Annotated in this window: 19 protein-coding genes and 2 pseudogenes; 14 read left to right on the forward strand and 7 right to left on the reverse strand. The window is 34.5% G+C overall.

The features are described from left to right. Nucleotides 1-323 precede the first annotated feature (323 nt). The 3 genes from pepF (at nt 324) to ACQKMD_RS06925 (ending at nt 4,210) form a co-directional block, all read left to right on the forward strand. On the forward strand, nt 324-2,120 hold the full coding sequence (gene pepF, locus ACQKMD_RS06915; protein WP_427750621.1) for an oligoendopeptidase F: 1,797 nt from the start codon (nt 324-326) through the stop codon (nt 2,118-2,120). Nucleotides 2,121-2,649: 529 nt separating this feature from the next. Then, nucleotides 2,650-3,684, forward strand: a complete 1,035-nt coding sequence (locus ACQKMD_RS06920) for a DUF418 domain-containing protein (protein ID WP_427750623.1) — start codon at nt 2,650-2,652, stop codon at nt 3,682-3,684. Nucleotides 3,685-3,892: 208 nt separating this feature from the next. After that, a complete protein-coding gene (locus tag ACQKMD_RS06925; RefSeq protein ID WP_427750625.1) occupies nt 3,893-4,210 on the forward strand; it encodes a MazG nucleotide pyrophosphohydrolase domain-containing protein in 318 nt (105 codons plus the stop codon). A gap of 180 nt (nt 4,211-4,390) precedes the next feature. Here the strand turns inward: ACQKMD_RS06925 and ACQKMD_RS06930 are convergent, their stop codons facing one another. After that, on the reverse strand, nt 4,391-4,603 hold the full coding sequence (locus ACQKMD_RS06930) for a hypothetical protein (protein WP_427750627.1): 213 nt from the start codon (nt 4,601-4,603) through the stop codon (nt 4,391-4,393). Between the two features lie 1,210 nt (nt 4,604-5,813). Here ACQKMD_RS06930 and ACQKMD_RS06935 point away from each other — a divergent pair. Further along, nucleotides 5,814-6,563 carry an aminoglycoside phosphotransferase family protein gene (locus ACQKMD_RS06935; protein WP_427750629.1) on the forward strand — a complete coding sequence of 250 codons (750 nt, stop codon included), beginning with the start codon at nt 5,814-5,816 and terminating at the stop codon, nt 6,561-6,563. A 132-nt stretch (nt 6,564-6,695) separates the two neighbouring features. On the opposite strand, the gene ACQKMD_RS06940 is transcribed toward ACQKMD_RS06935, so the two are convergent. Then, nucleotides 6,696-7,700, reverse strand: coding sequence for a phosphotransferase enzyme family protein (locus ACQKMD_RS06940; RefSeq protein ID WP_427750631.1), 1,005 nt, complete (start codon nt 7,698-7,700; stop codon nt 6,696-6,698). Between the two features lie 423 nt (nt 7,701-8,123). Between ACQKMD_RS06940 and ACQKMD_RS06945 the strand changes: the two genes are divergently transcribed. Next, nucleotides 8,124-9,872 (forward strand): methyl-accepting chemotaxis protein, encoded by a 1,749-nt coding sequence (locus ACQKMD_RS06945; protein ID WP_427750632.1) that lies wholly within the window; start codon nt 8,124-8,126, stop codon nt 9,870-9,872. Between the two features lie 391 nt (nt 9,873-10,263). Here the strand turns inward: ACQKMD_RS06945 and ACQKMD_RS06950 are convergent, their stop codons facing one another. The 3 genes from ACQKMD_RS06950 to ACQKMD_RS06960 all read right to left on the reverse strand — a co-directional run bounded on the left by ACQKMD_RS06950 (nt 10,264) and on the right by ACQKMD_RS06960 (nt 12,058). Further along, nucleotides 10,264-10,776: a GNAT family N-acetyltransferase gene (locus ACQKMD_RS06950; protein ID WP_427750634.1), complete on the reverse strand. Its 513-nt coding sequence runs from the start codon at nt 10,774-10,776 to the stop codon at nt 10,264-10,266. 457 nt (nt 10,777-11,233) lie between these two features. Beyond that, a complete protein-coding gene (locus tag ACQKMD_RS06955; RefSeq protein WP_427750636.1) occupies nt 11,234-11,689 on the reverse strand; it encodes an ImmA/IrrE family metallo-endopeptidase in 456 nt (151 codons plus the stop codon). Between the two features lie 12 nt (nt 11,690-11,701). Next, a complete protein-coding gene (locus ACQKMD_RS06960) occupies nt 11,702-12,058 on the reverse strand; it encodes a helix-turn-helix domain-containing protein (protein ID WP_427750637.1) in 357 nt (118 codons plus the stop codon). A 280-nt stretch (nt 12,059-12,338) separates the two neighbouring features. Between ACQKMD_RS06960 and ACQKMD_RS06965 the strand changes: the two genes are divergently transcribed. Beyond that, nucleotides 12,339-12,953, forward strand: a complete 615-nt coding sequence (locus ACQKMD_RS06965; protein WP_427750639.1) for a hypothetical protein — start codon at nt 12,339-12,341, stop codon at nt 12,951-12,953. A 1,143-nt stretch (nt 12,954-14,096) separates the two neighbouring features. Beyond that, on the forward strand, nt 14,097-15,710 hold the full coding sequence (locus ACQKMD_RS06970) for a bifunctional metallophosphatase/5'-nucleotidase (protein WP_427750780.1): 1,614 nt from the start codon (nt 14,097-14,099) through the stop codon (nt 15,708-15,710). 222 nt (nt 15,711-15,932) lie between these two features. Here the strand turns inward: ACQKMD_RS06970 and ACQKMD_RS06975 are convergent, their stop codons facing one another. Beyond that, nucleotides 15,933-16,130 carry a hypothetical protein gene (locus ACQKMD_RS06975; protein WP_427750785.1) on the reverse strand — a complete coding sequence of 66 codons (198 nt, stop codon included), beginning with the start codon at nt 16,128-16,130 and terminating at the stop codon, nt 15,933-15,935. 706 nt (nt 16,131-16,836) lie between these two features. Between ACQKMD_RS06975 and ACQKMD_RS06980 the strand changes: the two genes are divergently transcribed. From ACQKMD_RS06980 to ACQKMD_RS06995, 4 genes are all read left to right on the forward strand, one after another. Then, the gene (locus tag ACQKMD_RS06980; RefSeq protein ID WP_427750641.1) at nt 16,837-17,526 is read left to right on the forward strand and encodes an N-acetylmuramoyl-L-alanine amidase; all 690 of its coding nucleotides are present in this window, start codon (nt 16,837-16,839) and stop codon (nt 17,524-17,526) included. A 73-nt stretch (nt 17,527-17,599) separates the two neighbouring features. After that, the gene (locus ACQKMD_RS06985) at nt 17,600-17,962 is read left to right on the forward strand and encodes a hypothetical protein (RefSeq protein ID WP_427750642.1); all 363 of its coding nucleotides are present in this window, start codon (nt 17,600-17,602) and stop codon (nt 17,960-17,962) included. A 514-nt stretch (nt 17,963-18,476) separates the two neighbouring features. After that, on the forward strand, nt 18,477-20,021 hold the full coding sequence (locus ACQKMD_RS06990) for a glycosyltransferase (RefSeq protein WP_427750644.1): 1,545 nt from the start codon (nt 18,477-18,479) through the stop codon (nt 20,019-20,021). 121 nt (nt 20,022-20,142) lie between these two features. Then, a complete protein-coding gene (locus ACQKMD_RS06995; protein WP_427750645.1) occupies nt 20,143-20,415 on the forward strand; it encodes a hypothetical protein in 273 nt (90 codons plus the stop codon). A gap of 181 nt (nt 20,416-20,596) precedes the next feature. On the opposite strand, the pseudogene ACQKMD_RS07000 reads toward ACQKMD_RS06995, so the two are convergent. Further along, nucleotides 20,597-20,944 (reverse strand): annotated as a pseudogene (locus tag ACQKMD_RS07000) (transposase); the annotation flags it as partial. A 666-nt stretch (nt 20,945-21,610) separates the two neighbouring features. Here ACQKMD_RS07000 and dacB point away from each other — a divergent pair. From dacB to ACQKMD_RS07015, 3 genes and pseudogenes are all read left to right on the forward strand, one after another. Beyond that, nucleotides 21,611-23,074, forward strand: a complete 1,464-nt coding sequence (dacB, locus tag ACQKMD_RS07005) for a D-alanyl-D-alanine carboxypeptidase/D-alanyl-D-alanine endopeptidase (protein ID WP_427750647.1) — start codon at nt 21,611-21,613, stop codon at nt 23,072-23,074. 142 nt (nt 23,075-23,216) lie between these two features. Further along, a complete protein-coding gene (locus tag ACQKMD_RS07010; protein ID WP_427750781.1) occupies nt 23,217-25,232 on the forward strand; it encodes a catalase in 2,016 nt (671 codons plus the stop codon). A gap of 135 nt (nt 25,233-25,367) precedes the next feature. Continuing rightward, nucleotides 25,368-26,010, forward strand: a pseudogene (locus tag ACQKMD_RS07015) (cupin domain-containing protein). The last annotated feature ends 170 nt before the right edge of the window (nt 26,011-26,180 follow it).

A 26,180-nucleotide genomic window follows, 5' to 3' on the forward strand; every position in this document is an offset into this window, starting at 1 on the left:
TTTACAATAGTCATAAGGCATTCGCTCCAATCGGTTTAGGTTGTTTTGTCGCTACCATTATACCGAATTTGGGGAGGTGCCTGTTTTTTATTGTCCGAAAGACGTTGATATGACTGAGCTCAGAATTATGAAATTAACTCAGGTGTGAACATATTCAAAAGTCCAGCCAGAAATTTTTGGTTGGGCTTTTTATTTTTTTATATGTAGTTCTATTGTTTCTCTAAAAATTATTTTGCCAAGATTGAATGAAAAGCGTTTCCCAGTTATACTGTCTGGTGTTTTTTCTATATAATGGAGATAATACTTAAAAAAGGGGACTAACAATGACGCAATATCAATCAAGAGCAGATGTGAAGGTTGAAGAAACATGGAATCTTCAACATATTTATCCGAATATGGAGACATGGGAGCAGGATTATCAATCAGTTTTAAAGGATACTGAAAAATTAAAGCAATACGATGGGGAAATTAATAGTGCTCAGTCACTTTACGATTATCTAACTCTAAGTGAGGAACTTGGCTACAAGTATAAGAAGCTCTATGTATACGCTATGCTTCAGTCAGACCTTGACACAAGAGTACCAACATCACAAGCTTTGGTAGATCGTTCGAGTCAATTAGGGCAAAAAATAAGCAGTGCCACTTCATTTTTTATGCCGTTTTTATTAAGCCTTGAGGAAGATACATTGAAATCATACATAGAAGAGGTTCAGGGGCTGCGCTATTTCGAGGATGATTTACTGGATTCCTACCGATATAAGGCACATGTACTAAATAAGGATCAAGAAGCGATTCTATCCAAACTCGGAGAAGCACTTTCTTCTCCGCAAAAAACGTTTGGTATGATTAATAATGCCGATATCAAGTTTGGTATGGTTACAAATGATGAAGGGGAAAGAGTGGAGCTTACTCGGGGCATGTACAGCAAATTAACGGAAGATTTGAATCGCGATAAACGAAAAGAAGCGTATAAAGCGTATTATCAGCCATATTTGCAATTGCAAAATACGATTGCTAGTACACTGTCATCTGCTATTAAAAACAATGTGACACTTGCAAAAGCTAGAAATTATCCATCAGCTCTTGAGAAATCACTGTTCTCTGATGAAGTACCGACAACGGTTTATGAGAATTTAATCGCAGCTACGAAAGCGAATATCCAGCCGATGTATGACTATATAAAATTACGTAAGGAGATTCTAGGTGTTGAAGAGTTGCATGCTTATGATTTAAACGTGCCACTTGTTCACGAGGCGAAAGAAGAAATTTCCTACAAGGATGCATTTTCTATCATGCTTGAAGCGCTTAAACCACTTGGGGATGAATATGTGTCAACACTTGCAGATTTTAAGGGAAATCGTTATTACGATGTAAGAGAAACACCTGGAAAACGCTCAGGTGCTTATAATATGGGGTTGTATGGTGTTCATCCGTTCGTTCTACTAAATCATCACGATGATTTAGATAGTTTGTTTACGCTAGCTCATGAATCAGGCCATGCGATGCATTCCTATTATAGCTCAAAATATCAACCGCAAATCAGTTCGGGATATTCAATTTTCGTTGCCGAAGTGGCTTCAACTGTTAATGAAATTCTCTTAATTCGTTACCTATTAAAGACTACAACCGATGAAAATAAGAAAAAGTATCTTTTGAATCACTTCATAGATAGTTTTAAACGCACGTTTTTCACGCAAGTTATGTTTGGTGAGTTCGAAAAAATCACACATGAAAAAGCTGAAAATGATGAACCATTAAACGCAGAAGCCTTTAATACCGTTTTTGAAAAGATTTTCCGCGAATATAATGGTGTAAATCTTGTTTTTGATGAAGAAGTGAAGTATGGCTGGTCACGCATTCCTCATTTCTATCGCCCTTTCTACGTATATAAATACGCGACAGGTTATGCATCTGCAATCGATATTGCTGATCGAGTTCTATCTGGAGAAGAGGGTACACTTGAAAACTACTTAAACTTCTTAAAAAGCGGTAGTTCCGAGTATCCACTTGAATTATTGAAGAAAACGGGCGTGGATCTCACGAAACCAGAACCAATTGAAAATGCATTAAAGATATTCAGTGAGCTTGTAGAAGAGTTCGGTAAATTATCTCAACAATAATAGGAAATAAATTTGTTATTGATTAAAATCGAAAGCTTTAAAAGTAGTTTGCAAAGAGTCTTAGCACATTTATCAAAGAATGGACTCTAGCTCCAGCTGAAAAGAAATTTAGAAAATCAATTATAATAGATGTTTCTAACAAGTACCTTTAATTAGAGAGCAGTTACATTAACCTGTAGCTGTTCTTTTTTATTTTAAAATGGATTCGATTGAAAATTGTAAGTCATTACACAATTACACATAGCCCTAAATGCTTTTTCGCTATTACACTCTTTCAATTCGACTAGTACATGAGTGTTTTGTCGAGATAACGCTTATGTTGGATAGCTCTGTCTTCCATATACACATGGAGGATTGGGTTTTTTATTATGATTTTTAAGTCGATGGAGTTTTTTAGATAAGTTCGGAGGTAATCTTAAGTTGAGTTCAGCTAATGTTTTAAGGTTCCTGTAAGGTTAGCATTAATATGCCGTAAGATTAGCAAGCTATACTGGGTATTACAAAACAAAAAATTTTAAAGGAGACATATATGAATCCATCCATTTCAAAAAAAGATAGAATTATCTCATTGGACATTATACGTGGACTTGCTCTTTTTGGCATACTGCTTATTAATGTTGGAGCGTTTATAGTTATAACAGAAGGTGGCGCCTTGACAGACTACAGTGGCGTTAATGGAATTATTAGTACGTCGATAACAATCCTAGTTGAAAAAAAATTCTTTTCTATTTTTTCTTTTCTATTTGGAGTAGGTCTATATATTTTCGCTTCAAGAGCTGAAAGTCGCGGAGATAAACCTAAATTACGAATGGTACGACGTTTACTAGCTCTCTTACTTCTTGGAATTGTTCATTTTTTTATTTTTTGGGGCACAATTTTACCAATATACTCAATAGTAGGACTAATATTAATTCCATTTTATGCTACAAAGGTTTCTACAGTGAAAAAGTGGCTTTTTGGTATAGTAACTATTTACGTATTTTCTTTGATAGCGAAAGTTTTCTTACCATCTATCAAAATAGTCTCACCTATACTAGATTTCTTTTCTAATGATTTTATACTAATCTTTATCATGTTTTTAGCTGGGTTTTTAACGGCTAAATCAGGATGGCTAGTACAGATAAAAGAATTGTCAAAACAGATTAGATGGATTCAAATGATTACTTTTGTATTGTTCATTATTTCCTCCATCTGCATTTGGTACGCTGAGCACAGCGGTTATAATAATATGAAATTATTTGTTGAATTTGGAGTAATTCCAACAACAATGTTTTACTTATCAACTTTATTTTTAATGTTAGAAAATAAAAGTATCGAAAAAATATTGAAACCAATTGCACGTGTGGGACAAATGGCATTTACAAACTATATTGCACAAAGCATTATAGGAACGATAATCATTTCACTAATAGGCCTCGATGTCGTTTCGCCAAAGGATGTTGTCTATATCGCAACCCTGATTTATGTTATCCAAATTATTTTTAGTAATATCTGGTTCAAGTTCTTTCCTATGGGACCATTGGAGAAAGTATGGCGTTATATGACATATGGAAAGAAGAGATAAAAAACAAGTTCAATCTAGGCAGCATTTCATATATACAGATTTTTTAACCCTAAAAAGTGAAGATGTTAAGCCAAGAAATGGGTTGAAATATTGAGATAGTTAAAGAGTGGTAGACTTTAGTGGTCATCGCTCTTTTTCATTTCCCACTATTTTCTATTATAATAGATTAGTATATTAAGTTTTTTTAAATGAAACGAGGTTTAAATCAATGGAGTTAAATGTATTTCAGCAATGGGTGAAGGATTACTATAAAGAACGAGGTTGGTCTGATCTCAATATTTTTACAAGAATAGGCTTCTTAGCGGAAGAAACAGGTGAAGTAGCACGTGCAATTAGAGCAATTGAAATTGGACGAGATCGCCCAGATGAAGTAGTAAGTTCCTATGAGGAAAATAAACAAGAATTAGTGGAAGAACTTGGCGATGTTTTAGGGAATATTATTGTTATTGCAAATAAATACGATATACCTCTCGAAGAAGTTTTTAATGTTCATCAAGAAAAACTACATAAACGTTACAAAGGATAAGGCTAATAGGGCCTGTAAAAGTGCCTTACAGTATATAGTGTCTGCAATTGAACTATGTTGATTTGTATTAGCATTTTATTAGAGTTTACAGTAAAAAACAAAGCCACTCATAATGAAGTGGCTTGTTGCTCCATAACTTTGACTAGTTAGGTAATGATGTGAGGCTATAATATTTGATCATTAATAGCAGTTTCTAAAATATACTCTGGCTTTCCAATAATTCATTTTAACTTCAGGTTGTATAACTCTAATGTCTACACATTTACCAAGAACTTCTTTTTCTCCATTGTTCGATTCGAATAATAAACCATCTATTCCATTTACATTAACTTCATCCTCGAAATCAAGGATATCCTTAATGTTTTCTTCATTTTTAACAATTTTATTTTTCATGTGTTACTCCTTTCTGACTAACCTGGATCACTAAGCGACAATAAGATTTCAGGACCAATGTTTTTCCATTCACTCAATTACTTACTTTAATGACTCAACACAATCCATACCGCTCACTCTTTAATCGAATAATAACAGCCTTGCTTAGCTAAATCCTGTCCATCTATGCTTTGTTTAGACAATATCGCAATATCGTATGTGATTTTTTTTGAAGAGTTCCTATTTCGTAAGAAGTAACTACGATTTAATGATTGGATGCGCTAATGCAACTCTTTGGTAACGTCTTCTATATCTGTTGTTACCATAACAATTTGATGAAATGGAAAATAAAACAAATGCCTTCTATGAATAACCACATTTTCTTGCTTTTAGGCAAAATCTTTTGGAAAAATTATATGTGAATTCTTTCTATAAATTAATATGAAAGGTATTTTTTACAGAAGGGAAATAAAAAGACCGTTTAATTGAACGGTCTAACATCAATGAATTTAATTAATGTAAAACTAATTGCAAATGAGACAAATTGATTAGCAATTGTTAAATGCTTCACACAGCTGTTCGCTGTTCAATTCGAGATAGCAAAAAGAAAAACAACAGATGAAACCATTGTACGAAATAAACGATTATGATCCAAGTAGCCATTATTGCTTGTGCTTATAAGCTTTTATAATGGATTTATGCTATTTTAAAAACGAAGACATAATTCCAAACCACTGGTTAATAACAGTATTAAAAAAACTTCCACATAGATTGATTTGGGTTATTTGAATTGTGTTTTTTTAGTATAGAATGAAGTGTTTTTCGATTTAAAAAGTCTTTATTGACAGCCTATTAGCCGGTTTAGTTGAACAAAAGTTTTAATTTCTTATGTCAATAATGTGTGTTCTTTACATTTTTAGCGTTCTCACAAATGCTATACTTTAAAAAGGAAAAAGTTGCAAGTTACTGCCCGGTTTCTTAATTACTCCACTTATTTCAGAAACTTGCCTAAATATGATTGAAGCCGATTAACAAGAATTTTATTACTTTTGAGCAGGAAAAATTTTGTGAATGGATGTGTTATACATTTATAAAATAATAGTGAAGTAAATTTAAAATCTGGAAGATATGATATCTGTTAAAACATCAAGGTCTCGTTTTATTCTATCTGATGTTGATATGGAATTGTTCGTGCTATTGTTTAGAAAAATTATTTAGGGAGAGGTTATAAATGAATTTAGGGGATCCAATAGCAATAGGAAACACAGCTAAAATATATCTTTTCGAAAATAAGATTGTCAAAGTATTTAAAGACTATTTGCCGGATACAGAATCGTTATATGAAGCAAATAAGCAAAAATATGCTTATTCGTGCGGCATTGCTGTTCCTAAAGTGTTGGATGTAACGAAGATAGATGGGAAACAAGCTATAATAATGGAGTATATTAAAGGAAGAACATTGGGAAATCTCTTGTCTGAAAACATGAAACAAGCAGAATATTACATAAATGTTTCCATTGATATACAACGAAAAATCCATACGGTTACTGCAGATTCACTTGAACCAATGTCTGTAAGGCTTCGCCGTCAAATTGAATCAGCCCATAATCTGGATAAAAAACATAAGTCGGATTTAATAGAAAAATTGAATTCGATGACATTTGAGAATAGGCTATGCCATGGAGATTATCATCTATTTAATTTAATTATGTCAGATAACAAAGTGACAATTATAGATTGGGTTGATGCCAGCGCAGGAGATATACTTGCCGACATTTATCGAACGTACCTTTTGTATTCGGAATTTTCAACGGAAATAGCTGAGATGTATTTACGACTTTACTGCGAGAAGTGTGGATTTTTTAAATACGATGTTTTTCAATGGGCTCCGATCATTGCAGGAGCAAGATTAGCTGAAAATGTATCATCAGAAGAAGCTGAACGTCTAATGAATATAATAAATCATTACTATCTTAGATAATTTGTGTACTACTATTCATTTTATTAAAAAGAACTCAATTCCTATTTTTCGAGCTGTACAGTTATTTATGAGATAAAAGTAAAAGCCACTCCAAAAGTTTGGAATGGCTTATTTATTTATTTGTTTATTTATTTATTTCATGTTATCCTTTTGCCATGGTTTTTGAAAGCTTTGTCTTAATTCATCTGCAACACGAACTAATTTACCCCTCAATCCAACAAACCAAAATGGCGTTTCATTTATTTCACCATAATCCAAAGACTTTAATATTTTGGAGAACTTATATAAGTTTGCATATCTTTGAAACTGAGGAAATTGAGCTACTACATCATTTTCTAAATCTATTTTGGAGCGATATCCGTTCAAAAAAGATTGGATCAGTAATTTTGAATGAGGATTGTCATCGTCAATAAAATCATCAAGTGCTGTTACAATATCAAGTGCATACCAGTGATATATCGCATCATCAAAGTCGATTATATTGAAACTATGGTCCTTATCCTCTTCAAAAAAGATATTATCCAATTGAAAATCATAGTGTATCAATCCGAACACATCTTTGTTAGTAGGTAACGATTGAAGCCAATTCGTCACCCTACTTAGCTCTTGAAGGGCTATTTGTTCTCCTGTATGCTTTTTAAATACACTTTCCATGAATTGTACTGTGTCCAGCCAACTCTTTCTTCTTTCAGACACTGGCTCAAAAGTTTTTGACAAAAAATGAAGTGAGGCAAGTGATCTCCCCCATTCCTCCATCTGTTTTGCAGTAATTGTATCGGCATCCAAATTGATTCCGTTTGCTGCACTAAAGACAACGGCAATATACGTTTCTTCTGGTGTTTTTAGTGTTTCAATTAGTTTTCCACTTATTGATTGAATTGGTGTTACCGATGGAAATCCATTTAATTGTAAATATTGCATAAACTCTAACTCAGCTTTTATTTGTTCAATAGATTTATCCTGCTCAAAACTAAATCTCAAAAAATATTGAACCTGATTACGTTCAAAAGCATACACAAAGTTTGTACTTGCACGCCACAACTCCAAAGTTCCCTCGTCATATTCCCAGAATTGAACGAGACTCTGAGCGACTGCATCAGAAGCTACTCCTCTTACCATGTTTCCTAAATTCATCATCTTTTATTTTTCCTCCCATTACCTTTGAGAGGATTAAACTTTAGTTAAGAAGTAATCCCTCTCATTAGCATGCTATTTTGAAATTCTATCATTTTCAATATGTCACCCCTTCCTTAAGTTTCGGCTATAAAAACTAAATAGCCCTACATATACTAATTCTACATAAAATTACAAATGCCTCTTTTGTAATTTCTGCCCTGATAGGTTAATAAGACTTACTACAATAAGAAAAAGAGCTGCCGAACCATGTTTGTTCAGCAGCCTATTTGGTGAATCATGGAATCTCACTCAGCCTAATAATAAGAAGAATTTGCTTCTAGCTTTTCATAGATCCATTAGCCAAATATAAAAAAAATTTTGATATCATTGAATTATGTGAATTATTGTCGAAATATATCTATATATAGTTGTGGGGGAAAGCAAATGAAGAAGGAAAATTTACAGTTACGAAGCATCTCAGGGAAGTTAATGCTACTAATCACAGTTATTATACTTGTGACAGTTCTGATTATTGGCTCAATAATTTATTTTGTTGCCAAAAATCAGCTCTTAGAATCAAGTCAAAGAGAACTACAAAGCATTGTCGAGGGGTCCTATACTTCATTAGAATTGATTAATGAAGAAGTGGAAATTGGCAAAATAACACTAGAAGAAGGAAAAGAACAAGCGAGAATTATTCTAAATGGACCAGTAAATGAAAATGGAGAGTACGATTATCAAAAGTCCCGTTTTACTTACAAAGAAAATGGTTATATTTTAGCTTTTGACGAGGATTTAGTGTTACAAATCCATCCTTCTAAAATAGGTGGAGCTCCTGCCGATGAACTAAACAGAAGTAATCGAGAAAAGATAGTTGCAGGCGGCAAGTCCAAAAATGAATCAGATCGCTATGTCGTTTATTCTGACAGACAGCCAAATGGTTCTTTTAAAGATAAAACAGCCTATACAGAATATTTTGAGCCTTGGGGTTGGACTATTGGAATTGCTGTTTTTCAAGATGAATTTTATGAAGGATTAAACATTTTACAATATATTATCTTTGGTGCAACAGTTGTACTCATTATTTTAAGTTCACTTGTGTTTTATTTAGGTATTCGGAGGAAAATAAATACACTAAAAGAAGTAGCTGAAGCATCTACAAAAATTGCTGATGGTCATATAATTGTTACCAACCTACCTGAATCTAGTGATGAAATTGGACAACTTGCGACTGCTTTTAATAAAATGTCACAGCAATTAAGCACTCTCGTCAAAAAGACTAAAAATACTAGTGAGCAATTATTGGATTCAGCGACTAACTTATCAGCAATTTCAGAAGAAACATCTGCTAGTAGTGATGAAGTTGGTAGAGCAATTACAGAAATTGCTACTGGTACACAAGAACAAGCCCATGATTTGGATAAGATAAACCGAACAGTAGAGCTATTATCAAGTTCTATAGAAACCATGGAAAAACAAAGTAAAGTTATGTACGACATTACAAAACATGCAGAAAAAATATCATCCGAGGGAATTGGAATAGTTCATCAATTACAACAATCAAATACTGATTCGTTAGCAGCATCACAAGAAGTTAGTTATGAAATTAAGAATTTAAATAGTAAAATAAATCAAATTACACAGGTAATGGAAACAATTGAAACAATCGCAGAACAGACAAATTTACTAGCTTTAAATGCGAGTATTGAAGCAGCAAGAGCAGGTGAGTATGGTAGAGGATTTTCAGTTGTTGCCGATGAAATAAGGAAACTAGCAGAACAATCGAAAAATGCAACTCACCAAGTACAAGGAGTGGTTTCATCCATTGTTTCAGAAACTACTAAAACAGTTGAAACTGTAGAAGGAACAATGAAGACTGCTAAAAAGTTAAATGATGATGTAATTCTAACACAAAGTAAATTCAATCAGATGTCTGATTCTGTTAAACAAATTGTAGAATCGATATTAGCAGTTAATAAAGAAATGGACGTTATGGCATCCTATAATAACTTGATGAGTGAAGGAATCGAAAGTGCATCCAGCGTATCAGAACAGACGGCCGCTTCAGTACAGGAAATTGCTTCTTCCATAGATGAGCAAATTAAAGCAATTGCTGATGTTGCTATTGCTGCTGAAAAACTAACGGAATTAAATCGTGAATTAAATTCCTTAATGGAGCGATATACTTTATAAAAAGCTAGTGATGTTATTAACATGGTCTAAAACGGCTACAAAAGATAACCGGTTTAAATACTTTACAATTACTGAAGGTATTCCAGAGTGTTTGGAACTTTTGATGAAACATACAGATTATAAAACAAATGCATCGAGTCAAATGATTCGATGCATTTATTCTTTTTAGTCCCCCTTAAATCCCAAAAAATAATATCTATTTTTTGGGTGTTGTTCAACAATATGGCCTGTTTGTTGAATACAAGTTAAACAATACTCTTCAACTAACCTGCTCCTTTAGTACAATAAGTTCAACAAAAAAAGCGTTAATCCTTCTTGGATCAACGCACCCGATAGTTTAAGTACATTTTTTCACGAATTTTATTTTAATTCTGCTCAATACTTATCCTACTTATCTATTCTTTTCTTTATCTGTATTTGGTTCTATATGAGGAAAAACTACACCAACAGGTTCATTATTAACTATATACACTGTATACATTTTCTCTACTTGTGATGGAAGCTCAGTCCTCATTCCGGTTAAAAACTTTTCTGTATCAATATAATTTTTACCCATTACTTCAGATAAAAAAGAGATAGAGTTATTCTCAGAAATTGACCATACCTCATAATTCGGTATCGATACATCTACTGGTGTTGTAAAAGATCTCGTATATATAACCCTTTCGCCAATACTTTTCATTTTAGTTCTAGTACAATTTAAGCTATCCAAAAAAGTTTTAGGACACTCAAACTTTACTTTTTTCAGTTTACTGCTTTTTAGTTGAGTTAAAAGCTGGTTTATAAGCATATCTATTTCAGCAGCTTGATTATGTCTATTCTCTAAAATTTCTAAAATGATTACATTATCACCTTTTATGTAATGCACGCCAACTCTTTGTAATTTTTGAAGTAGTATATCCATTTAATTTCACCCCTTTAAAAAAATTCTTTACTTTTTTAAAATTTCCTTCTTCCGCTAACCTGAACCGTTAGTTTAATAAGAAAAAAGAGCCGTAGTCTGAACAGCTCAAAGATTTTCTTCTACTAAAGCCCCGTTAGTGAAAAATTGTATGTTACTTTTTTAATATTGGTTCAATACTCTCTCGTAGTCGTGAGTTAATCTGTCTTCGATGATACTGACCATGCGATGATACATGGGTTAAAACATCCCGTACTGAATTCTTAAACTCTTCTCCTTTACTATTTGTGTAGGAAATTAATTTATCTAGGTTTGCTAAATTAGTAAAAAGCCTTGTTAAGCATCTTTATTTGCATAACAAGTTCTGAACAGGCTTCTATATCGACATCTGACCAGATGGGCAGTCGTGAACTGTCCAATTTAAATTATCGTAAAAACAAACATACGTTCTACTCGTAGACTAAAAAAAATCCTTTTCAATATTCAAAGGATCAAAAAATATAAGATAACCATTATAAACTGTAGATAAGCCATAGCGCTGTAGATATCTATCTATAGCACTATATAAGTATTGTGGGGTTATTTCAAGATAAGTGCAAATGTCATCTTCGGTTCTGTGATCACCTACATAGCATTCAATTAATTTATCCAAGGAAACAATCTTTTCATAACCCCATCTTCTAGCTGTAAGTTCTAATTTTTGATTGCTGACACTTTCTAAATTCGTAATGTCTCCATAAGTTGTTTCATAATGTCCAATTTCTTCTGCTAAAACACAATGTTTTTCGTAAAAGCTTAGTCGGTTATTTATTATGATTTGTTTATCTATATAGAGTCCGGATAGCCCTTTCGGCATTAACAAGGATTCTTTGAATGTTAAATGTCTATATTGCGACATAAGTGATTCGTATAACATAAATTCACCTCACTATTTACGTTGTGATTTTATAAAGTCTATGTAGTTTTTGATAACCTCCATTTCTTCCTCAGTTACATCATCATCTATATGTGCTGCAATGGTCTCTATCGTTTTTTCTTTGGTTGATAATTCATTATGAGTCGCAAATGATGGGTCAATTCTCGATTTTTTGACGTTTAAGGCAGCGGCAATCTTCTCTACATTGCTAATATTAATGAGCGTTTTGCAATTTAAATAATCAGAAAGCGTACTTTTTGAAATACCAGATAACTCACTAAGTTTGATTTGATTTAAACCGTACTTTTTAAGGAGGTCTTTAATATTTTTGGCAATCTCCTTTTTAAGAGGTAAATCTCTGTCTAACATATTATTTCCTCCAATTACCCAAAATAGTTAAATTAATCATAATCGATTACACTTGAATGTGCAATTATAAATCCGGAAAAAATCGGAAATAATATAGAAAATTCGAAAATAATCGTTTTACAATCCGAAAAAAATCGGATAATATACAACTACATAGAAATAGTGAGTTGATGGAAGAATACTATCAGTTCTTTATAGGAATAATAGATGTAGCTACTCTATTCGTACTTGGCAAATTATCTTACACATTTATAACTAAATACATTTGGGAGGTAGTAGCATGAAGCAATTTAATCGTTTAGCAAAGATGGATTTTATAGAAAATGACGCGCAAAAAGAGGATGAAGTAATCCATCTTAAAGGTAAACTATTATGCAAAGTATTTCGTAAAGCTAAAGTTGGCGACTATATTCGTTTCCATAACCTACACCGTTCAGATGAATTTAAAGTTAATACAATAAACGGGAAATTGTATAAAGTGTTCAAGTCAGGTGGGTATGAAGATGGAGGAGTGTATTTTGATGAAGAAGGAATTGAAAGAGATGTCCTTGGTTGGGAGAGAAATCCGATTCCAGATGTATATGAAATATGCGGTGTGTATGAAAAGGCACCTTATATTCCTTCAAAAATTGTTAATAATCAACAGGATACATTAACAAAAGAAATACTGAATGAAATTGTAAGCAGAATACAACAGTTTTATATGTATAAAGAAATCTATCAGCCTCAGGTAATCAATTATTACTTTGGACTTGATAGTGCGAGTATACAGCTAACAGAAGATGCTTTTCTTTCAATTTTTTCAGATTATACATTCGAAAATTATGATGATCAGTATATGAAATTAACCGCTCTGATAAATGGTGTTGAATTATTTTGTCTGCAAGAAAAATAGCTTTAAATAGCCTTTTGTTTGTCGAAATTTATCAATCGATAAAATGATAATGATATGTGATAAATAGAAAAGCCGAGGGAATGTCCCTCGGCTTTTGTTAATAACTATAAGAAATTGATTTCCTACCAAGTATTTTTGTTTTTATTACATATGTAGTTGATTGGAGAGAAGGTGGCGACTCATGCGGGAAAAGTGGAACAGTCCAAGACCCTGCAGGAGCGTAGCGACGAAGCGGCTTGGTGCCCACCTGCGGAAAGCGTCCACCGTAACGGAAATCAACGGTCTTGATTTCATAAAATAAAGAGCATTATAAAACTATATCGTATTTCGTAGTAAAATGTCAGTTTCATAAAACTTTAAGAATATTATGTAATTATATTCAAAGAGTTATATAATGATAAAGGTAGAGTCATCGATTCTGGATTGTACAAAACCAATAGAAGGATAATTTAGGAGGATGTTTAAATGGCGAAACATAATTATAAATTTATAAAACCAGCTGCATCATTAATACTAGGAGCAACCGTTTTAATAGGATCTCTTGCTACGACGGAATCAGCGGATGCTGCCTCTTCAAAATATCAAGTTTCTAATAGTAAATTAGTAGTTAAAAAAACGGGTAAATCTGTAAAGGGCTATAAGCAATATAACAGTAAACTTTATAAAGACGGCAAGCTATATACAGGATTAAAAGGTGGCATTTATTATAAAGGTGGCAAAAAGGGTACCGGTAAATACAAAGGAGTGTATTACTCAAAAGGACGAGCTTATACAGGATTGAAAAACAACACTTACTATAAAGCAGGAAAATTAGCGACAGGTTGGTATGGTAAAGGCGCAGCTCACACTTATTATGTGAAGGGCAAACCGCTCACAGGAATAGCTGCCGGTACGGGCCGATATTTTAAAAAAGGTAAACTAAGTACAGGTTGGTATGGTGACGGAGCAAAACGCACTTATTATGTGCAGGGTAAACCATTAACAGGGGTCTCAGAAAAAACGGGGCGTTACTTTGTCAAAGGTAAGTTAAATGTAGGCTTAGCTTTATATAAAGGAAAATTATATAACGGTGACAAGCTAAATACAGGTGTCATTAAATACAAAGACATCTGGTATAAAGATTCTACGATTGCGAACGGCAAAATCACAACACCTGACGGCAAAGAAATTACAGTAGTTAATGGCGTAGAAAAGAACTACTCATTATCAATCATGCATACAAATGACACGCACGCTCATTTAGACAAAGCGGCAAAAAGAGCAACTGCGATCAAAAATATTAGAGCCGAAAACCCAAATGCATTACTACTTGATGCAGGTGATGTATTCAGTGGAACCCTGTATTTCAATGAATTTAAAGGACAAGCAGACCTGAAATTGATGAATTTAATGGGTTATGATGCCATGACTTTTGGTAATCATGAGTTCGATTTAGGCTCAAGTCCAGAAGGGCATCAAGCATTAGCAGACTTCATTAAAGGAGCAAACTTCCCATTCATTAGCGCAAACGTGAATTTCTCCGCGGATAAGCGTTTTACAGGTCTATTTACAGATTTAATTTCAAGTGAACCTGAAAAAGGAAAGATTTATAATGGTATTGTTAAAGAAATTAATGGAGAAAAAGTAGGGGTTTTCGGATTAACAACTGAAGAAACAGCAGATATTGCGAGTCCTGGAAGCATCGTCTTTGAAAATTATATTGCAGAGGCCGAAAAGGCAGTAAAAGCCTTTGAAGGTCAAGGCGTCGATAAAATTATTGCGCTAACACATATTGGTTTTGATGACAATGCGGAAGTAGATAATGATTTAACATTAGCAGCAACGGTAAAAGGCATTGACGTCATCGTTGGTGGACATAGCCATACAAAATTAACTGAACCTGTTATTGTAGATCAAGATATCAAGAAACAGAAAAAAGATCCAACTGTAATTGTTCAAGCCTACCAATATAGCGATTTTTTAGGCACGTTAGATGTAGAGTTTGATGATAAAGGTACAGTAGTCAAATCAAATGGTAAGCTCATCGATTTAGAACCTGTAGCAGCTGATCCAGAAGCAGCTGCAATATTAAAAACATATTCTGATAAACTCGTTGAAGTAAATAGTAAACCAATTGGCGCAGAAGCAAAAGGTGAACTGACAAACCCAAGAAAAACAAATTCAGAAGCGGGCAGTATTAGTGTACGTAGCAATGAAACAGCACTTGGTAACATTATAACTGACGGTATGCTAAATAAAGCAAAATCTAAAAATAAAGATGTTATTATGGCACTTCAAAATGGAGGTGGCATTCGAGCAGGTATTAACGCGGGTGAAATAACTGTAGGCGAAGTAATTACAGTACTACCATTTGGTAATACATTAGCAATAATGACACTAACAGGTGCTGATTTAAAACTAGGATTCGAAACAAGTTTTAAAGAGTACCCGGCAGAAAGCGGTGGCTTCCTTCACGTATCTGGTGCCAAAGTAGAATTTGACTCAAGCAAACCAGCAGGGCAACGCGTAGTTTCGATTAAATACAAAGATGCAAGTGGCAATTATACTGCGATCCAAGACGGCGAAAACTACACAGTAGCAACTAACGCCTTCACAGCAAAAGGTGGAGACGGCTACGATATCTTTGCCAAAGCATATGCAGAAGGCCGTGTAACAGATCTAGGCCTATCAGATTGGGAAAACCTAGCAGAGCATTTAACATCACTAAAAGAAATTAAACCAACAACAGAAGGTAGAATTGTAGATATTTCGAAGTGATTTAATGCAAAGCGGCCGAGAAACTATGAATCTCATATTCGTTTGAACAATTAATACAATTTATCCCCCTAATTTACAGATGAGGGCAACTTACGTTTTTAAAATGTAATGTTCTTCGATAGTAAACACCGGCACTTTTTGTTCGATTTTGAACAGAAAGTGTCGGTGTTTTTTTGTACTTCCCTCATTCTTCATTTAATAGCTTCAAGATACGTTTCAAACTCATCGCAAATATTGTTGTAGCTCCTTGTAGTTCCAGGCAAAATTAAACCCGTCGATTTTGCCGTATTGTGATATCAGTTGAATCTCTTCAGTTTGTGCAGACTGTAAATTATCTTTTCCTGAATAGGCTGTGTCTCCAATAACCGTATTAATTTCCATGCCAGTATCTTTACTTTTCTCTACTAATTCGATCATCATTCATCGCAATGTGCGTACTTGGTTTTAATGGGAATTTTTCTTTTATCATTTCATCGAATTGATAGACGGCTTTTCTGACATTATAACGAGCTTTTGTATCGTGGCATCGACGATTACGATAAGGGGTTAGGTGTAAATCGGAAAGAATGAAAAACTCAGAAAAACGATAAAACTAGTTGATTGGAGTGCAGGCGGCGATCCTTGGGGAACAAGTACATCTTGAGACCCCGCAGGAGCGTTAGCGACGAGGAGGCTCAAGGTTCGTCCCCAGGAAAGCGTCCGCCGGAACGGAAAATAACGGCATCGAGGAAAAAGCCATGGAAACGATTAATCATTTCCATGGCTAAAATTCATTGTATAGACTTTTTCAGTGCCCTCCTTCAGATTGGGGGATTTTTTTATGCTCTTAAGCTATAGAAAATTATCGAAAAGGGCCTCAGTGGATTTTACTATCAAGATCTTCGAAGAAAAAGGTGGGTTTTATTCAGTATGCTAGGAATATAGAGTGTATGATGTAATTCATCCTTTTCTACGTTTTTTTTGACATTTGATATTAATGCGAATTAATAAATATATTTTAAATGAGTTAATTGGGTATTTTTATCTATTTTTCCAATAATATAAAATAAGTATTTGATTTAGAACGTTTGTTCGTATATTATTGAGTTGTAAGTACTTACTAATAACAAACAAAGGGGATGTTAGTATGGTGAAAATTTTTATTGATCCAGGACACGGTGGGAGCGATTCGGGGGCTTTAGGAAACGGAATTCAAGAAAAGGACATTACGCTAAAAATTGGGACAAGGATTCGAGATATTCTCACAGCGGAATATAATAATGTAACGATTTTAATGTCTCGAACAAGTGACTCGTATCCAAGTCTCACGGATCGTACAAATACAGCAAATGCATGGGGTGCGGATTTCTTCCTCTCAGTCCATATCAACGCTGGTGGGGGAACTGGGTTTGAGAGTTATGTGTATCCAGGGGTTGGGGCACCCTCTACAACATATCAAACCAATATTCACTCGGAAATTATGAAAGTGAATCAGTTAACGGACCGTGGCAAAAAACAATCCGATTTACATGTTTTACGAGAGTCAAACATGCCTGCACTTTTAACTGAAAACGGATTTATCGATACTGCAAGCGATGCTACAAAGATGAAGAATGATACGTGGATTACGAGTGTAGCGCGTGGGCATGTAAACGGCTTAGTAAACTGCTTCAATCTTCCAAAGAAAGACTCTGCTACGTATCATACTGTTATTTCAGGTGATACAGTTTATTCACTGAGTGTGAAATACGGCAGCACGGTCGATCAAATCAAATCGTGGAATGGCCTTGATAGCAACTATGCAATTTATGTAGGACAAATTTTAAGAGTGAAATAGCAAAAAAATGTCATAAAAAGCACATCCAAATGGATGTGCTTTTTACCTACTCAGGAAAGGTGAGTGCAAAAAATTGGAGAAAATTGCAGAGGTTGATCATCTTCTAGATAATCATGAGGGGCGTATAAAACAATTAGAAGAGAATGACTTAGACAAAGAAAAACGTTTGAGAGCAGTGGAGCAGTCTTATCTGAAATTAGAAAATACGATACTGCAAGAAAATCGAGATACACGTCTGTTATTTCAAAATACCATTCAAAATCAGTGGGATCTTATTAAATCTCGTGATGCAGCAATAGAAAATGACAAGAGTCGAAATTTTGAACTAGCAAGAAGCAACCTTGAAAGACGAACAGAATTGGCTATGAAGTTACTTGGTACAGGAGGATTATTGTATTTATGTATCCAATCCATAATTGAGTGGATGTCTAAATGAAGAATTTTATGATGCTCACTGCAATCGCAGTGAGTATTTTTGTTTTTTAACTTAGAATAATTCCTCAATAGAAAATAATTATAGCTTCTCTCAGACATTGAAATAAATATAGACATTTTTCCTGAAAAAACTTTTGAATAATCCAAAACCTTAAGTGTTGCTCTCCCAAATTGAGTAAGTCCTGAAAAAAACATAAAGCCCGGTACGGTTCAATAACTCAAACATATATTGTATATAAGGTTTAGATGAACCGTAATTAGTTTTTTAAAGGGATTTTAGAGATAAATTGTAGTCTGATTAAAAAAGGGTGTTTCTAAAATATGCTCTCCCTTTAGCATAGTTAGCCTGTGTTTAATTGAAAAAAAGAAGGACTAACCTGTTATGTCGAGTTAATCAAATTAAACATATGTATTTAAGTGTATAAATAAAGAAGGATTTTAATCATCGACTGATAGACCGGTAGAATTTCTATACTACAATGGGTTGTTAAGTATTATTGAAGGAGGATGGTCATTTGATAGCAAGTAAACCTAATATTCTGCTGGGAAGCCCTGTTCGTCAAAGTCCTGAGGTTCTTAAGGAGTTTTTGTCATCGGTATCTAATTTGCCAAAAGATCAATTTAATCTCGATATTTTTTTTCTTGAAAATAATGAAGAATCTCTCTCGACCGATATGCTGCTAGAATTTAAAGAGCAGAATAATAATACACGAATCGAACAAGTGAAAGTATCTGATGTGTATGCTCGGAACGACCATACACATTATTGGAATGAACAGCTTATTTGGAAAGTAGCGGATTACAAAAATCAGATAATTGACTTGGCTATTGATGAAAATTATGATTATTTATTTTTAGTTGATTCGGACTTAATCCTTCATCCGGATACAATTGACTGGCTTCTCAAGGCGGATAAGGATATTATTTCGGAGATCTTCTGGACGAAGTGGCAACCAGAGGCACATGCACAGCCACAAGTGTGGGTATCAAATGAGTATACGCAATTTGACCAACAAAGAGGAGAGCATTTGACTGAGCAAGAAAAAGAGGCGCGTTATATGCAATTTCTCACAAAGTTAAGGATACCTGGAGTTTATGAGGTTGGTGGATTAGGGGCTTGTACATTAATCAGTAGGAAAGCCCTTCTAGCAGGTGTGAATTTTAAACAGATAAAAAATCTCTCGTTCTGGGGAGAAGACCGTCATTTCTGTATTAGAGCTGGTGCACTAGGATTATCCATGCATGTAGATACGCATGTCCCCCCATTGCATTTATACCGCGCATCAGATTTGGAACAAGTAGAAGCATATAAAAAAAGTTGGAAAACACCAAATAGCCAAGTACAGGTCATAACTAAGGGAAAGCCAAAACTAACGCTTTCTATGGTAGTGAAAAATGAAAGTGGTCGTTATCTTAAAAAGGCACTTGAAGCGCATCGGAAGTTTATTGATGAAGCAGTTATTATTGACGATGCTAGTACTGATGATAGTGTGGCAGTGTGTTTGGAAGTATTAAAAGATATTCCTATTCGGATGGTACAAAACGAAGAATCTAAATTTGGAAATGAAGTAGAGCTTAGAAAACAGCAGTGGGAAGAGACGATAAGTACGAATCCTGATTGGATTTTAAACTTAGATGCTGATGAAATTTTTGAGGATAAGTTCGCTGATGAAGTGCATAAATTATTGGAGCAGGATGAATTCGATCTTTATAGTTTTCGGTTATATGACTTCTGGAATTTGACCCATTATAGAGAAGATGAATACTGGCAGGCTCATCTATATTATCGGCCGTTCTTACTTAGATATCGCAAAGATTTTGACTACACTTGGAAAGATACACCTCAGCACTGTGGTCGTTATCCGCAAAATATATTTGATTTACCAAATAGCATTAGTCAGTTACGTTTAAAACATCTAGGTTGGGTGAACGAGCAAGAGCGTTTGCAAAAATTTGAAAGGTATAAAACTTTAGATCCCGGAGCTAAGTATGGGGATATTAGGCAATATACCTCAATATTAGACGGAAATCCTCAATTGATTGAGTGGCAAGAATACTAGAGACAATTTAATTATTTGTTAGAATTAAAAAATAATTAAACTAATCCTCTAGTCGTAACTTTGATTTGTGTATATACACCTCTTATCTGTTCAATACTTTAACGTAGAGGGAGGTGTTGAGTTGGAAGGGAAATTCTATACGGTAAAACATCGAATTCTAGAGATGAATTATGATGTACCATATGTCTCATCTGGCAAAAGTGTTGATACTTGGATTTGGGATGTTTATATTGTAGATAAAAAAGACAGTATTTTAGTAAGGATGGAATGTACAACTAGTGGGAAAAATGTAGCTATACCTTGGTATGAGGTAAGGAATATCAAATTAGAAGACGCAATTATTGACGCTTGTCGTTTTGAAATGCAAAAAGCAATTAAGTCAATTAAGTTTTAAATCCATTGTATATGTTGAAGCACACCTAAAATGAACTGCCTCGTAAAAGTTAGACACCAATCTAACTTTTAGAGGGCACTGAAAAACTTACGTTTTTAAAATGCATGTTCTTCAATAGTAAACACCGGCACTTTTTGTTCGATTTTGAACAGAAAGTGCCGGTGTTTTTTTGGTATTTCCCTTATTCTTCATTTATTAGCTTCAAGATACGTTTCAAATTCACCGCAAATATTGTTGTAGCTCCTTGGACTTCCAGGCCAAATAAACCCGCCGATTTTGCCGTATTGTAGCCATGTGGATTTTTCAACTCACTATTCTTCGCTTCAATTTTATAGCGCTTTTTCGCTAAGTCTTTGAATCTTTCCGTTTCTTGAAAAGTTGCTTGCTCTTCATGTTCGGTTGATTTTATGGAAACTGAATACGTTTTGCTTTTGGCACCGCCTTTATAACAGCCATCTTGTAATGGACAAACCTTACATTTTTCTATGTCAAAGTGATAAGTTTGTGTCTGATTTTTACCTACTTCTTTTTTATTTCTGTGATTTCAATTGAAGTTGGTTTTAATGTAAATTTTTCTTTCATTATTCCATCGAATTGATAGACGGCTTTTCGGACATTCTGTGATTTTACTTGTAAAAATTCTTTTGGTGACATCTTTAGGCACAATTAAATCGTAAAGGCCATATAAGGGTTTAGAGTGAATGTTTTTTGTTTGGAAATCATGGATAGTACCACCCTGAATTAGTCCTTTCATTATAAAGAGTTAGGTGTGAATTGGAAAGAATGAAAAACTCAGAAAAACGATAAAACTAGTTGATTGGAGTGCAGGCGGTGACTCCTTGGGGAACTAGCGAACATCTTGAGACCCCGCAGGAACGTTAGTGACGAGGAGGCTCAAGGTTCGTCCCCAGGAAAGCGTCCGCCGGAACGGAAATTAACGGCATCGAAGAAAAAGCTATTTTATGGAATTTCTCAGTGCCCTCAACTTTTACGGTTTTTTTTATGGCAAAAGTAGGAGCTGAACAACGTATTCAAGTGGTTTAATGAGACGAAATAGCAATCACACAATTTCTTACTTCTGAAAAGAGTATGTATCAATAATAGTAAATGGGAATTGAGAGGGAGAATATAGCATATACTACTGGACCGATGTGTAATTTACGTAACTTTAACAAATTAGAAAAGGGGGATAAGTATGCGGGGCAGGTTTTCCTTGTTATTGAAAGTATTCATGCTCATGGTCAGTTTTTTGTTGTTTGGCCAGACAATTGATGCTGGTACCCAAGATCTAAATCATTTAAGAGACAATATTGAAACGATTGTAAAAGAGCAGCTTGACGGAGCAGAAGTGAGTATTTCCGTTCAGCAAAAAAATTCTGGGCGTTTGATCTATTCATACCAAGGCGGTCAAGAAATCAAACCAGCATCGAATATGAAGTTGTTAACCTCAGCAGCCGCTTTAGATGTATTAGGTAATAATTATCGATTTAAAACACAATTGTTTACAGACGGTAAGATTATGAATGGTCTTTTAAAAGGAAATTTGTACATAAGGGGAGAAGGGGACCCCACTTTAATGAAAGAAGATTTGGAGCAGTTTGCGGAGAAGTTGAAGTCAAAAGGTGTGCATTCAGTGGAAGGGGATCTTATCGGTGATGACACTTGGTTTGATAGTGAATTACTTACGCCAGGCATTGTATGGGATGATGAACCATACTATTATGCTGCGCCGATTACAGCATTAACAACTTCACCTAATACTGACTATGATACGGGAACTGTTATTGTAGATGTGTCTGCAGAGTCAATTGATACAGCACCTACCATCAAAGTCACACCATATATCGGTGAAATGGAAGTCATTAATGATGCAAAAACAGTAAAAGAAAATGAAAAGAATACATTAGATATTACGAGATTGTATAATTCCAATCAAATTGCGATTAGCGGGAACCTGCCAATAGGTAAAACTGGGCGAGAGTGGATTACAGTGAAACACCCGACTATACACACATTATCATTGTTCCAATTGGCTTTAAAAGAAACCGGAATTCAGTTAAAAAGCGGTCATACGCTTAAAGTAATGAAGGTGCCTAAAAAGACTACTTTATTGGTTGAAAAAAGATCAATGCCATTAAAAGAAATTATGATTCCATATATGAAACTTAGTAATAATGGAATTGCTGATATTTTAGTGAAAACAATGGGGCGAGTAAAAAAGCATGATGGCAGCACAAAAGCTGGTTTAAAAGTTGTAAAATCGTATGGCAAATCATTAAAGCTTGATATGAGTGCATGGAACTTTGAAGATGGTTCAGGCATGTCTCATAAGAATAGTGTCTCAAGTAAGGCATTAACAGATCTGCTTTCCAAAGTTCAAAATGAAAAAAAGTGGTACAAAACATTTTATAATAGTCTTCCTGTAGCAGCAAATGCTGAACGCATGGTCGGAGGTTCATTACGTAATCGTTTTAAAGAGCCTTTAACAGCAGGTAAGGTTATTGCGAAAACAGGATCACTAAATGGCGTCAATACTTTAAGCGGATATGTGCAAGCTGATAGTGGGGAGTGGTACATTTTTAGCGTGCTTGTGCAGAATAAAGAAGACACCATTCCAACCATTGATAAAATAGTGTCCACTATGGCAAAAGAATTATAACTAGACTTAGCACCTTTTATTCCTCATTAAAAGGTGTTTTTGTTTGTATATATTTTTTTATCCAGTTTTTACTACTAATGAAAAGAACAGGTGCATAGAGTATGGGTGAGGTGGTTTTTTGAAAAATAATAATAATGATAAGATGGATAAAAAGGAACAGCAACTACAGCAATTTGTACGCCAAAATGAAGGGAAAATCATGACGTCAAATGAAGGAGCGAAAATCTCCAACGATGAAGATTCTTTAAAGGCAGGAGACCGAGGTCCGACTCTAATTGAAGATTTTCTTTTCCGTGAAAAGATGGCACATTTTGATCGAGAGCGAATTCCTGAAAGAGTTGTGCATGCCCGTGGATACGGAGCGTATGGTGAATTTGAATTGTATGAGTCACTAGAAGAGTTGACGATGGCTAAATTCCTTAATGATACTGCAGTCAAAACACCATTATTTATACGTTTTTCGCAAGTAGCAGGTTCTAAAGGGGTAAATGAAACGAATCGAGATGTTCGCGGCTTTGCAACAAAATTTTATACAGAAGAAGGTAATTTTGATTTAGTAGGAAACAACATTCCTGTATTTTTTATTCAAGATAGTATTAAGTTCCCGGATCTAATCCACGCAGTTAAGCCTGAGCCTAATAATGAAATGCCTCAAGGGCAGACTGCGCATGATACATTCTGGGATTTCATAGCAAATAATCAGGAATCTGCCCATATGGCAATGTGGATCATGTCTGATAGAACTATTCCAAGAAGTTTCCGCATGATGCAAGGCTTTGGCGTTCATGCATTCCGGTTTGTTAATAAGCATGGTAAAACTCGCTTTGTGAAATTTCATATAAAGCCCGTACTTGGCTTACGGTCACTCATTTGGGATGAGGCACAAAAGTTAGGTGGTGCTGATGCAGATTACCATAGAAGAGATCTATGGGAAAATATAGAACATGGTAATTATGCAGAGTATGAACTAGGTATTCAAGTGTTAGAAGAAGCAGATGAATTTAAGTTTGACTTTGATATATTAGATTCCACTAAATTATGGCCGGAAGAAGATATACCAGTTAAAATGATTGGGAAAATTACCTTGAATAGAAATGTTGATAATGTATTTGCTGAGACGGAGCAGGTGGCATTACATCCTGGAAATATTGTGCGTGGTATTGATTTTACAGATGATCCATTACTACAAGGGCGACTATTTTCTTATTCTGATACACAGTTTTATCGTGTAGGAACGAATCATCAAGAGTTACCGATTAATCGTCCTATTTGTCCTTTCCATAATAATCAGCGGGATGGTGCTTCACGCTATATTATCGATAAAGATCGAATAGCTTATCATAAAAACTCATTAGCAGATAATACACCACACACAGTACCAGGAGCGAAAGGAGGATTTGTCACTTACCCTTCTTTGGTAAATGGAAGAAAAGTGAGAGAAACAGCGGAAAGTTTTGAAGATCACTTCTCGCAAGCACGTTTATTTTGGAATAGTATGACACCAGTGGAAAAAGACCATATTATGCAAGCCTTTAGCTTTGAATTAGGTAAAGTACAAAGTGTCTCTGTAAGGCAACAAGTTGTGAATATGCTAGGGCATATTAGTACGGAATTAGCTACTGTTGTAGCTAATTCGTTAGGTGTAGAGGTTCCAAAAGTGCAAGAATCGCAGGTGAAAAAGTCGTCACCAGCCTTAAGTCTTTTTAATACTAAACTTTCTCCAAAAACTCTAAAAGTGGGTGTTATTTTAGATAGTGGATTTAATGGTAGGGAAACAAATTATTTATTGGAGCAGTGGAGGAAAGTCGGACTCCAACCCGTCATTGTTCACGAAGAATTAGGTGTAGTGAAAGGTACTGATGGAAGTGAATTGAAAGTAGATCAAAGTTTTTTAACGGGTTCGCCTTTACTTTATGATGGATTGTATGTAGGAGTGAGTCCAAATGCAAATGAAAACTTCCTATGGAAAACTAAGTCATTTTTAATAGATACGTATAATCATTTCAAACCAATTGGTGCTTCGAAAGCGGCTGAACAAATTTTAGAGTCACTAGGAATTTTAGGGAAGCCAGGTGTTTTAGTAGATGAAAATCCGCAAACATTTGCAAAGGAATTTATAGAAGCGATGACCATTCAACGTTTCTGGCAACGTGTATGAAATCAATAGTGTAAGAATTAGGAAATCCTTAAATTAAAGGGTTTCCTTTTTTCGTATAGGCATTTGTCACGCATTGTTGCCATTCGCATAAAATACGATGAAACGAATTATTTAAAGAAAAGAGGTTTTTGCTCAATGTCTATTTCTTACATGGATTTTACACAACCGAATGTAGAATTCTTTTTTGATCTAAATAAAAACAGATTATTTACACGTAACAATGAAAATTTTATTAATAGTTTAGGAAGAAATAATTTAAATACGCTTGGTGACGTGTCGCTCTTTGATATATTTTTAAGCAAAGATCGAATAATAGAACCGCATTATCACCAAAATGCTTCGGAGTTAGTATATTGTATTTTAGGATCAGCTGTCGTTTCTTTGATTAATCCTTTTACTAATAAAGTGTCACATATACCTATAACTCCTGGGCAAGTTGCGAATGTTCCGCAGGGTTGGTGGCATTGGGAAATAGCTACTAAAGAAAATACACATTTGCTGGCGATATTTGATGCCCCGTATCCAGAATATATTAGGGTCAGATCTCCTAACAAAAACACCAACTGAAGTGCTTGCATATGCTTATTGTTTAGATCCTAATCAATTAACAAAAACACTCGCACCATTAAATAATGAATCAATTCTTATTGGACCAACAGACAACTGTATAAAACAACCTAGAAAAACGAACATAGAACAACCAAGTACCCCAATGACAAATTATCAACCATATTATAATGCGGTACAGAATCCTTATTATTATGGAGGAGGACATTGATCATTCTTTGCATGTTGCTCATGTATAAAATCAAAAATTCTTTCGTAAATACAGTAAATAAAGGACAATATCGAAAAAAAGTGAAATTAACAATGTCGAAAGAAAGGGTGCTTAGTTGTCTTTTTTAGAATAGTTACCTTTTAATAATTCCAACAGCAATAAGAGCAATT

It is taken from the genome of Viridibacillus sp. NPDC096237 (assembly GCF_050278625.1).
Classification (GTDB): Bacteria; Bacillota; Bacilli; order Bacillales_A; family Planococcaceae; genus Viridibacillus.

Coding starts and splice junctions, on each gene's coding strand:
- pepF (WP_427750621.1), top strand. CDS start 324: ATGACGCAATATCAATCAAGAGCAGATGTGAAGGTTGAAGAAACATGG.
- ACQKMD_RS06920 (WP_427750623.1), top strand. CDS start 2,650: ATGAATCCATCCATTTCAAAAAAAGATAGAATTATCTCATTGGACATT.
- ACQKMD_RS06925 (WP_427750625.1), top strand. CDS start 3,893: ATGGAGTTAAATGTATTTCAGCAATGGGTGAAGGATTACTATAAAGAA.
- ACQKMD_RS06930 (WP_427750627.1), bottom strand. CDS start 4,603: ATGAAAAATAAAATTGTTAAAAATGAAGAAAACATTAAGGATATCCTT.
- ACQKMD_RS06935 (WP_427750629.1), top strand. CDS start 5,814: ATGAATTTAGGGGATCCAATAGCAATAGGAAACACAGCTAAAATATAT.
- ACQKMD_RS06940 (WP_427750631.1), bottom strand. CDS start 7,700: ATGATGAATTTAGGAAACATGGTAAGAGGAGTAGCTTCTGATGCAGTC.
- ACQKMD_RS06945 (WP_427750632.1), top strand. CDS start 8,124: ATGAAGAAGGAAAATTTACAGTTACGAAGCATCTCAGGGAAGTTAATG.
- ACQKMD_RS06950 (WP_427750634.1), bottom strand. CDS start 10,776: ATGGATATACTACTTCAAAAATTACAAAGAGTTGGCGTGCATTACATA.
- ACQKMD_RS06955 (WP_427750636.1), bottom strand. CDS start 11,689: ATGTTATACGAATCACTTATGTCGCAATATAGACATTTAACATTCAAA.
- ACQKMD_RS06960 (WP_427750637.1), bottom strand. CDS start 12,058: ATGTTAGACAGAGATTTACCTCTTAAAAAGGAGATTGCCAAAAATATT.
- ACQKMD_RS06965 (WP_427750639.1), top strand. CDS start 12,339: ATGAAGCAATTTAATCGTTTAGCAAAGATGGATTTTATAGAAAATGAC.
- ACQKMD_RS06975 (WP_427750785.1), bottom strand. CDS start 16,130: ATGATGATCGAATTAGTAGAGAAAAGTAAAGATACTGGCATGGAAATT.
- ACQKMD_RS06980 (WP_427750641.1), top strand. CDS start 16,837: ATGGTGAAAATTTTTATTGATCCAGGACACGGTGGGAGCGATTCGGGG.
- dacB (WP_427750647.1), top strand. CDS start 21,611: ATGCGGGGCAGGTTTTCCTTGTTATTGAAAGTATTCATGCTCATGGTC.
- ACQKMD_RS07010 (WP_427750781.1), top strand. CDS start 23,217: ATGGATAAAAAGGAACAGCAACTACAGCAATTTGTACGCCAAAATGAA.